The sequence below is a fragment of the Kordia jejudonensis genome (assembly GCF_001005315.1).
GTDB classification, from domain to species: Bacteria; Bacteroidota; Bacteroidia; order Flavobacteriales; family Flavobacteriaceae; genus Kordia; species Kordia jejudonensis.
The window spans coordinates 1-8,834 of record NZ_LBMG01000046.1; the positions used below are offsets into that span (position 1 = coordinate 1).

Here is an 8,834-nt window from a genome sequence, read left to right on the forward strand (position 1 = left end):
TCGGAAGATTTTTTCTTCCGACCATGACTGGCTTCGGCTCGCTTTTTTGTTATACATATTAACGATCAAAAGGATTTACGATATGTTTTACGCTAACGTTTCGAGCGTAACAATCTAAATGTTTTTCAAATTCAGCAATATAATTATCAATAGAATTAATCCAAAAATTTATAGAATCATTTGTTTCAGATTCATTTATAAATTCAATCCTATATTCATAATATAGAATTCCCAAGACTTTTTTACTAGAGCGTGTAGGCTCAATACGTTTTATATTTTGAAGGCTGACTTTTCGTGTAGTATGTCTATTCTTTAAATATATATAATCAATATCATAAGAAACATTTTCAGTTCGATTGTAAATTTGTATAATGTAAAAAACGAAGAATCCTGTAATACTTAAAATTCCTAAAACAAGCCATAAAACGGTAGCTCTCAATAAAAAAGAAACAAAAAGAAACCCAAAAATTGACATAATTATTGGAGATGTAATTCGAAGTGAAGTATTGTCTGGAGAAAGTGGTTTCATATAATATATGTCTTTAGATTTAGTTTTTTGTTACTAAAAATGATTGAAGCGTTTTCAGTAATTCAATCTTCTAAATAATGGTACAATCAAAAAATCTAATAAGAAATTCCTATCTTGATACCTTCAACCCAAAACACCTCAAAAATTGAAAAAAATAAGTTACTTCTTATTAATTTGTTTGTTTGTACAGTGTCAGTCTAAACCAAAGAAAAATCAAGAAGAAAAAAATACTTCTTCTACCGTAGAAAAAGAAGATTCAATAGTTGTTTCTAGTAAAATTACCAAACTATCACTTGCAGAAGCCAATAGATTAGCGGCATTGCCATTACATTGCATGCAAGAAGAATATCCCAACAAGCTCAATCAAACTATCGGAAGTGGCGAAGATTTACAATCGCCCAAAGCATTGCATCCAGCGTTTTATGGATGTTTCGATTGGCATTCTTCAGTACATGGACATTGGTCATTAGTGACGTTGCTAAAACAATTTCCAAACTTGGAAAACAGTGCAGAAATCAGAAGAAAACTAGCACAAAATATCTCCAAAGAAAACATAGAAACTGAAATTTTATACTTCAAAGGAAAATACAACAAGTCATTTGAACGCACATACGGATGGGCTTGGTTGTTAAAACTCGCGGAAGAATTACACACGTGGAACGATCCACTTGCGCGCGAATTAGAAACCAATTTGCAACCAATGACGGACATTATTGTACAAGGATATTTAGACTTTTTACCAAAACTAAACTATCCAATTAGAGTTGGAGAGCATACCAATACTGCATTTGGACTTACATTTGCGTACGATTATGCAAAAACAGTTGAAAACAATACATTAAAAAACATTATAGAACAACGCGCAAAAGACTTCTATCTAAACGATGAAAACTGCCCAATAAGTTGGGAACCAAGCGGATTCGACTTTTTATCACCATGTTTGGAAGAAGCAGATATCATGCGAAGAATTCTTCCTGAAAATGAATTTAAAACTTGGTTACACAAGTTTTTACCGCAATTGTCAAGCAAAGACTTTCAACTTGCACAAGGAAAAGTTTCAGACAGAACCGATGGAAAATTGGTGCATTTAGATGGTGTTAATTTTAGCAGAGCTTGGTGTCTGTATGGAATTGCCAATCAATTTCCAGAATATAAGCACTTAAAAAATATCGCAAACGAACACATAAATTACTCCTTACCAAGCATTGTTGATGACAATTACGAAGGCACACATTGGTTGGGTTCATTTGCCATTTATGCACTAAATACGGCAGCTGATGTTCAAATGGATTAAAAATATTGGTCCTGGAACGCTCGTTGCGGCAGCATTTATTGGTCCAGGAACCGTAACAGTTTGCACAAAAGCAGGCGTACAATTTGGTTACAGTTTACTTTGGGCAATGTTGTTATCCATCATCGCAACCATTGTATTGCAAGAAATGGCGGCGCGTACAGGAATCATCACACAAAAAGGATTGGCGCAAGTCATCAAAGAACAAATCACAAGTCCACTATTACGAAACTTAGCCATTTTCTTAATCTTAGGCGCTATAGTTGTCGGAAATGCAGCATACGAAGCAGGAAACATAAGTGGCGCTTCGTTAGGAATGGAAGTCTTTGGGAAAGAAAATGCAGGATTCTATCCAATACTTATAGGAATCATAGCGTTTATCCTACTATTCATAGGGAATTATAAAGTATTGGAACGAAGTTTAGTCAGTTTAGTTTTAATCATGAGTATTTCATTTGTCATTACGGCAATACTCACAAAACCAGATATTATCGCAATCTTAAAAGGAACATTTATTCCGTCAATTCCAAAAGATAACATCTTGATTATTATTGGATTAATTGGTACAACGGTCGTTCCGTACAATCTATTTTTACACGCTTCATTGGTCAAAGAAAAATGGAAAACAAAAGATGATTTGGCAACAGCTAAAAAAGACACAATCGTTTCTATCATTTTAGGTGGAATTGTTTCTATGACAATTATCATCGCAGCAACAGCAACTACAGGCGGCGACATTACCAATGCTTTTGATTTAGCACAAGGATTAGAACCTTTATACGGAGAATATGCAAAATACCTACTTGGGCTGGGATTATTTGCAGCAGGAATCACATCGGCAATTACGGCACCTTTAGCAGCGGCGTATGTTGCCAAAAGTTGTTTTGGTTGGAAAGGAACCTTAAAAGACAACAGATTTAGAGCCGTTTGGGCTATTATTTTGATACTCGGAATTGTGTTTTCTTCGTTAAAATTCAAACCTGTAGAAGTTATCACGTTTGCACAAGTTGCCAATGGTCTATTATTGCCAATTGTTGCTATTTTCTTGGTGTGGATTGTAAACAAGACCAATGTTTTAGGGGAATACAAGAATACAATGTTTCAAAATATATTGGCAATTTGTATCATTCTCATCACACTAATTCTCGGAATTAAAGGAATCATAAGTGTATTCTAAAAAGTCTAGAAATCTAAAAATCTGATAATCTAAAATGCTACATATAAACTGCGATGTTGGTGAAGGCGTAGACAATGAGGAAATTCTCATGCCGTACATCAATGCGTGTAATATTGCCTGTGGCGGACATGCTGGCGATGCGAAAACGATGCATAAAGTTGTAGCGTTGGCAAAGAAGTTTCAAGTAGAAATTGGCGCGCATCCTTCATATCCTGATCGTGAAAATTTTGGTCGTACTTCAATAGATATGACTGAAGTCGAATTTATCAAAACGATTCAAAAACAGATCTCAGATTTAGAAGAAATTGTTGCTGTACATGATGCAGAAATCACACACATAAAACCACATGGAGCGTTGTACAATGATGTAGCAAAAAGTGAAGAAAAAGCAGAACTTTTTCTCAAAGCAATTGCAAAATATAAACACAAATATTCGCTCTATATTCCGTATAATTCTGTAATTGAAAAAGTAGCTTTACAGCAAAATTTTAATGTCTATTATGAAGCATTCGCTGATCGAAATTATAACGATGTTTTGACACTCGTTTCACGTAAAAAAAGCAATGCCGTTTTAACAGAAATAGGGGAGATTATTAAGCATATTTCTAGCATAAAAAATGATGAAAAAGTACAGACGATTTCAGCTAGAAAAATTATGCTAAAATCCGATACATTTTGTGTACATTCTGATACCAAAAATGCGATTGAAATTGTACAACAGTTGCATACACATTTCAACACTAAAAATAACATACAGAAAACAGAATTTCCACACTATAAACCATATGGAAATTCAGGTATTTTGCTAACTTGGGAAGCTAAAATGACTTCAGAAATGCTCGATTCTGTGTTGGATTTTAATGAAAGAATCATAAAATTTTATATTAAAGTAATAATTGAAGTAATTCAATCAAATAATTCATTATTAATAATTTACGATAAAAATAAATTGAATTTTAAAACATTCAAACATTTGTTGGAACGGCTATATTTGCTAAAATCCGACAACATGAAGCGACAAACACGTTTCTGTTGGGAAGTTCCTGTGTGTTATGCTACAGAATTTGGAATTGACTTAGCAGAAATTGCACAAAAAAACAAACTTGAAATAGATGAAATTATTCGTTTACATACTGCACCAAAATATCAAATATTTTCTATAGGTTTTTTACCTGGTTTTTTATACTTGGGCGGACTTGATAAACGACTTCATATTGATCGTAAATCAGCTCCAAGATTAGCTGTCAAAAAAGGTGCTGTTGGTATTGGTGGAATGCAGACAGGAATCTACCCAAAAGTAAGTCCTGGTGGATGGCAAATTATTGGAAATTCGCCCATCAATTTTTTTGACATTTCAAAACAAAATCCATGTTTTGCAAAAGCGGGAGACTTTATAAAATTTGTTCCAATTTCATTAGCAGAATATCATGAAATTTCAGCAGCAGTTTCAAGTGGAAATTACGAACTAAAATCGCATGTGGAATGTTAGAATTTTTACAAAGTGGTTTGTACACTTCCATACAAGATTTAGGACGATTTGGATATCGAAATTATGGAGTTCCAATTGCTGGAGTTATGGACGAATATCATGCAAAATTGGCAAATCATATTTTAGGAAATGATGAAAACGATGCTGTATTGGAAATTACATTGCAAGGTCCATATTTGTATTTTTACGAACCAACTCAAATTGTACTTTGTGGCGCCAATTTGTCGCCAAAGCTAAATAAAGAAGCTGTAAAGTTAAATACAATACTACATGTACGCAAAGGAGATCAACTTGAATTTGGCGCAAGGATATACGGCGTACGAACGTATTTGGGCGTCAAAAAGGGTTTTCAGATAGAAAAAGTATTGAACAGTTGTAGTTTTTATGATGGAATTACAAAAAAATCGCGTGTAGAAAATGGAGATTTTATCAAATATGAAACTGTTTCGCATCAAATTTCCTCAAATGCTACGATCGCGCCAAGCAAAGAAATATTTCAAAATCATCAATTAAACGTTTATAAAGGTCCAGAATTTGATTTGTTATCACAAAAACAGCAGGAACAGCTACTAAACACCAATTTTTCCATCGGTTTAAATAACAGAATGGCGTATCAACTCAATGAATTACTTGAAAACAATTTTCCGTCAATTATTACTTCGGCGGTATTGCCGGGAACAATTCAGCTAACGCCTTCAGGAAAATTACTTGTGCTACTGAAAGATTGTCAAACTACGGGCGGTTACCCAAGAATACTACAATTAGACGAAATTAGTATCACTATACTTTCGCAAAAACATACCAAGGATCGTGTGCAATTTAATATGATTTCAACTTCGTAATATCAATTTCGTCAGAAAGTAATTGCATGGCATCTTCTTCGCTAAGTTTCGATAAAATATGTTGTGTTCCGTCTTTGAAGTTGTCATGATTTCGAAACAATCGCCACAATGCACGAATGAACTCTGTATAATTTAATCCATCATTCCATTGAATGAATTTTTCAGAGAATGCTTTATCAATGTGCGATTGAATAATCACACGTGATGCATTCATATTTTTATCAACTGAGGTCATTTTGGAGGTTGTTTTAAAATAGTTTTGACGAAAATACTATCTCTTTATTAGTGGTACAAGAGGAAAGTTCCGCTAAAAAAGGGGAAAAAGCCCCTTTTGAAAAGGAAAATTCCTGAAATTTCACGATGAGTTAGTCTTTAAAAATCTAGGTATCAGTTTTTTAAGTAGTTTTGCGAGAAACGGACAAGTTTTAAATTTTTGCTATGTGCAAGTTTATAGATAACTTGGAGTCATTAATCAATAACATTAATAAGTATGAGTGACTACAAAACCCCTAATGACAAACTTATTACTAATGAACAAGCGGCAGAATTGAATGCTTGTTACAGAGAAAAGCAAAATGAAGGCTTTGGCGCAGAAAATGATACTAATTTTTCATGTTCTAGCTGGTATTCGCTAGAAGATTTGGAAGGTTACATCAACTATGTAAAGGAACAAGCTTTGAAAAAGAAAATTTCAGTTGATGGAATTCGTTTCTATTTCGGAGTCTACCCTGAAAATGCAGAGAATAAATCTAAAGCTGGTCAGAACACATTATTTATGTGTCCAACAAGTCCTTCGATTGAGAGTTGCAGCAAAGACGTCACTGGAATTCATGCTATGAATTATGGTGATAATGGAAATCCTCCACAAAACGAATATGGAGATTAACATTTTAAATTAATGGGAGATATAAGATTTCTTTCGAAATACTTGGCTTTAGTGGTATTGATTTATGGTTTTTATAACTACAAAAATTACTCAAATTCTAAAGCCAAATATTTTATTTTTTGTATATTATTTGCAGTAGTCACAGAATTTTTTGGCTCAGTCTTTTATAAGTTGTTCAATCATGTAAATTTCGTTGTATACAATGTATTTACTATTGTTCAGCTTACTTTCTTTTTATGGTGGTATCAACTTATTCTTAATTCTAAGCGCAGAAAGAATATTTTACGCCTTTGTATCTTAATCTACTTAATTTTCGCATTAGCTAATTGTTTCTTTGGAGAACATATATTGGAAGCAAATCAAATATATACGTTTACTTTAGGCGTTCTTTTTGTATTAATTGCTATCAGCTTTTATTTCATAGAATCTTTTAATAAGGAAACGATATTAAACATTACAGATTCAATTTATTTTTGGTTTAGTTTAGGAGTTTTACTTTTCTATGGGACATTTATGCCTTTCATGATTTCTGTGAAATTATTTCTAACTGGAGGACAGAAAATTTTAGGCGTTGTAACTTTTGTCTTAAATATAATAATGTATGTGTGCTTTGCTATAGGTTTTTATAAGTCTAAAAATAAAAATAATATTGACGTATTTTAAGAATGACTGTAGAAGAAATCCATACGCTAGTTTTTATTTGCGCTTCAACGATTTTTCTTGTAGGAATATTTTTAGTGATTACTTTCGTATTCTTACATAGGAAAAAAAGGAAATACATCGATTTAGAGTCAAACATTAAAACATTTCCATAAAATGATACTATTTTAAAGATTGTTATGAAAGATCAAGAAATACAAATGCTTGTTGCAGCAACATCTCTAGTGTTGCTTATTTTATTAACTACCGTTATTATTTTGTTTGTATTCTTTCAAAAGCGTAAACTAAAGTTTATTCTTGAAAAGAAAGAAGCCGAAAAGCGATACATGGAGGAAATTGCAAAATCGCAAATTGAAATCCAAGAACAAGCATTGCAAAATATGAGCTGGGAATTGCATGATAATATTGGACAGTTATTGTCAGTAGCACGCATGCATATTAATATTTTAGGAACACAACTTGCCGAAGAAAACAAAGAAAAACTGAATGAAGTCAGTGAAATTGTTGGAAAAAGTTTGCAGGAAATTCGTTTGCTATCAAAAACCATGAATACAGAAATTATTCAAAATATGGGATTGGTAAAATCGATAGAAGTAGAGCTCGATCGATTTAACAAACTAAATTTCTTAGTAGCAACTTTGCATATTGAAGGAGAAGAACGCGACTTAGATATCAAAGAAGAAATCATCTTATTCCGAATTTTACAAGAATTTTTCTCTAATGCTATAAAACATTCCAAAGCCAAAAACTTAGCGGTACATCTTAATTTTAAAGAAGATAAATTGTTGCTTACAGCAGAAGATGACGGCGTTGGTTTTGAGGATGATGAAATTGAAAAAGGATCAGGATTGATAAATATGAAAAGCCGTGCGGCAATCATAAATACAGAATTCACGATGAAATCTGCGAAAAATAAAGGAGTTTCCTTAACTTTATCCTATCCCTATAAAAAATAGTATGAAAAAACATTCAGTTGTTATTGTTGATGATCATTTGTTGTTTGCACAATCTTTACAAGGTTTGGTGAACACATTTGAGGAGTTTGAGGTTTTATACCACGTAAAGAATGGAAGCGAACTGATCAAAAAATTACTAGAGTCTGAAAATGTCCCAGATATAATCTTACTAGATATCAATATGCCCGTAATGAACGGTTTTGAAACCATGGAATGGATCAAGGAAAATCGTCCAAGTATACAAGTATTGGCGCTTTCTATGGACGATCATGAGGAAACTATTATAAAAATGTTGCGCTTAGGCGCGAAAGGCTATCTGCTGAAAGACATACATCCAGAAATATTTTACAAAGCGTTAAACGAAGTCATTTCTAACGGAATTTACTATTCGGAACGTGTAGCAACTACATTGTTAAACTCACTTCACGGTGGAAACGACAAAGATGTTGCCAACGGAAAACCACTCAAAGATACCGAATTGATGTTCTTAAAATTGGCGTGTACGGAAATGACCTATAAGGAAATTGCACAAGAAATGTGTCTGAGTCCAAAAACAATTGATGGCTATCGCGAATCCTTATTCAAGCATTTCAAAGTAAAAAGCCGAATTGGACTGGTATTGTATGCGATTCGAAACAACTTGGTAAACAGTAAATGAGATTTAAAAATTCAGAATTCAGAATTATGAATTAAAAAAGTATGCTGTAATTTAAAAAATTAAAATAATTTTCAATTCGCTGTTTTGTTTTTTAATTAAGTTGAAAATTCCACTTAACAACTTAACAACTTAACAACTTAACAACTTAACAACTCAACCAAAGACCCAAGACCCAAGACCCAAGACCCAAGACCCAAGACCCAAGAGAATAGAAAAGAGAAGATAGAGCCAAGAAAATAGAGTGTAAAAGGTAGTTTTGAACCTAGAACCCAAAACCCAAAACCCAAGACCGAACTCAGAAATGCTAAATTTTAAATGTTGAATGTTGAAACGATTAGTTGCAATC

Annotated in this window: 10 protein-coding genes; 8 read left to right on the forward strand and 2 right to left on the reverse strand. The window is 33.0% G+C overall.

Annotation, left to right across the window (positions count from 1 at the left end):
- Positions 1-58: 58 nt before the first annotated feature.
- Complete coding sequence (locus AA089_RS18435; RefSeq protein WP_046758470.1) at positions 59-529, reverse strand: hypothetical protein; 471 nt, start codon at positions 527-529, stop codon at positions 59-61.
- Positions 530-674: 145 nt separating this feature from the next.
- Here AA089_RS18435 and AA089_RS18440 point away from each other — a divergent pair, with 145 nt between their 5' ends.
- From AA089_RS18440 to AA089_RS18460, 4 genes are read left to right on the forward strand one after another with little or no spacing between them, the layout of a single operon-like run.
- On the forward strand, positions 675-1,823 hold the full coding sequence (locus AA089_RS18440; protein ID WP_046758471.1) for a DUF2891 domain-containing protein: 1,149 nt from the start codon (positions 675-677) through the stop codon (positions 1,821-1,823).
- Positions 1,807-2,997 carry an Nramp family divalent metal transporter gene (locus AA089_RS18445; protein ID WP_046758472.1) on the forward strand — a complete coding sequence of 397 codons (1,191 nt, stop codon included), beginning with the start codon at positions 1,807-1,809 and terminating at the stop codon, positions 2,995-2,997. The genes AA089_RS18440 and AA089_RS18445 overlap by 17 nt, the downstream gene beginning before the upstream one ends.
- 34 nt (positions 2,998-3,031) lie before the next feature.
- Positions 3,032-4,486, forward strand: coding sequence for a 5-oxoprolinase subunit PxpB (gene pxpB, locus AA089_RS25600; RefSeq protein ID WP_241480013.1), 1,455 nt, complete (start codon positions 3,032-3,034; stop codon positions 4,484-4,486).
- Positions 4,480-5,328 carry a 5-oxoprolinase subunit C family protein gene (locus tag AA089_RS18460; protein ID WP_046758473.1) on the forward strand — a complete coding sequence of 283 codons (849 nt, stop codon included), beginning with the start codon at positions 4,480-4,482 and terminating at the stop codon, positions 5,326-5,328. Before pxpB ends, AA089_RS18460 begins: the two co-directional genes overlap by 7 nt.
- On the opposite strand, the gene AA089_RS18465 is transcribed toward AA089_RS18460, so the two are convergent.
- Positions 5,306-5,563, reverse strand: a complete 258-nt coding sequence (locus AA089_RS18465; RefSeq protein WP_046758474.1) for a hypothetical protein — start codon at positions 5,561-5,563, stop codon at positions 5,306-5,308. The genes AA089_RS18460 and AA089_RS18465 overlap by 23 nt on opposite strands.
- A gap of 255 nt (positions 5,564-5,818) precedes the next feature.
- On the opposite strand from AA089_RS18465, the gene AA089_RS18470 reads away from it, so the two are divergent.
- The 4 genes from AA089_RS18470 (at position 5,819) to AA089_RS18485 (ending at position 8,488) form a co-directional block, all read left to right on the forward strand.
- The gene (locus AA089_RS18470) at positions 5,819-6,214 is read left to right on the forward strand and encodes a hypothetical protein (protein ID WP_053002572.1); all 396 of its coding nucleotides are present in this window, start codon (positions 5,819-5,821) and stop codon (positions 6,212-6,214) included.
- A 12-nt stretch (positions 6,215-6,226) separates the two neighbouring features.
- Entirely contained in the window at positions 6,227-6,877 is a 651-nt protein-coding gene (locus AA089_RS18475) for a hypothetical protein (RefSeq protein ID WP_046758475.1), read from the forward strand.
- Positions 6,878-7,053: 176 nt separating this feature from the next.
- Complete coding sequence (locus AA089_RS18480; protein WP_046758476.1) at positions 7,054-7,830, forward strand: sensor histidine kinase; 777 nt, start codon at positions 7,054-7,056, stop codon at positions 7,828-7,830.
- A 1-nt stretch (position 7,831) separates the two neighbouring features.
- Positions 7,832-8,488, forward strand: coding sequence for a response regulator (locus tag AA089_RS18485; RefSeq protein WP_046758477.1), 657 nt, complete (start codon positions 7,832-7,834; stop codon positions 8,486-8,488).
- Positions 8,489-8,834: the final 346 nt, after the last annotated feature.

Excerpts from the sequence above, each read along its gene's own strand:
- AA089_RS18435 (WP_046758470.1), bottom strand. The coding sequence starts at position 529 with ATGAAACCACTTTCTCCAGACAATACTTCACTTCGAATTACATCTCCA.
- AA089_RS18445 (WP_046758472.1), top strand. The coding sequence starts at position 1,807 with ATGTTCAAATGGATTAAAAATATTGGTCCTGGAACGCTCGTTGCGGCA.
- pxpB (WP_241480013.1), top strand. The coding sequence starts at position 3,032 with ATGCTACATATAAACTGCGATGTTGGTGAAGGCGTAGACAATGAGGAA.
- AA089_RS18460 (WP_046758473.1), top strand. The coding sequence starts at position 4,480 with ATGTTAGAATTTTTACAAAGTGGTTTGTACACTTCCATACAAGATTTA.
- AA089_RS18465 (WP_046758474.1), bottom strand. The coding sequence starts at position 5,563 with ATGACCTCAGTTGATAAAAATATGAATGCATCACGTGTGATTATTCAA.
- AA089_RS18470 (WP_053002572.1), top strand. The coding sequence starts at position 5,819 with ATGAGTGACTACAAAACCCCTAATGACAAACTTATTACTAATGAACAA.
- AA089_RS18475 (WP_046758475.1), top strand. The coding sequence starts at position 6,227 with ATGGGAGATATAAGATTTCTTTCGAAATACTTGGCTTTAGTGGTATTG.
- AA089_RS18480 (WP_046758476.1), top strand. The coding sequence starts at position 7,054 with ATGAAAGATCAAGAAATACAAATGCTTGTTGCAGCAACATCTCTAGTG.
- AA089_RS18485 (WP_046758477.1), top strand. The coding sequence starts at position 7,832 with ATGAAAAAACATTCAGTTGTTATTGTTGATGATCATTTGTTGTTTGCA.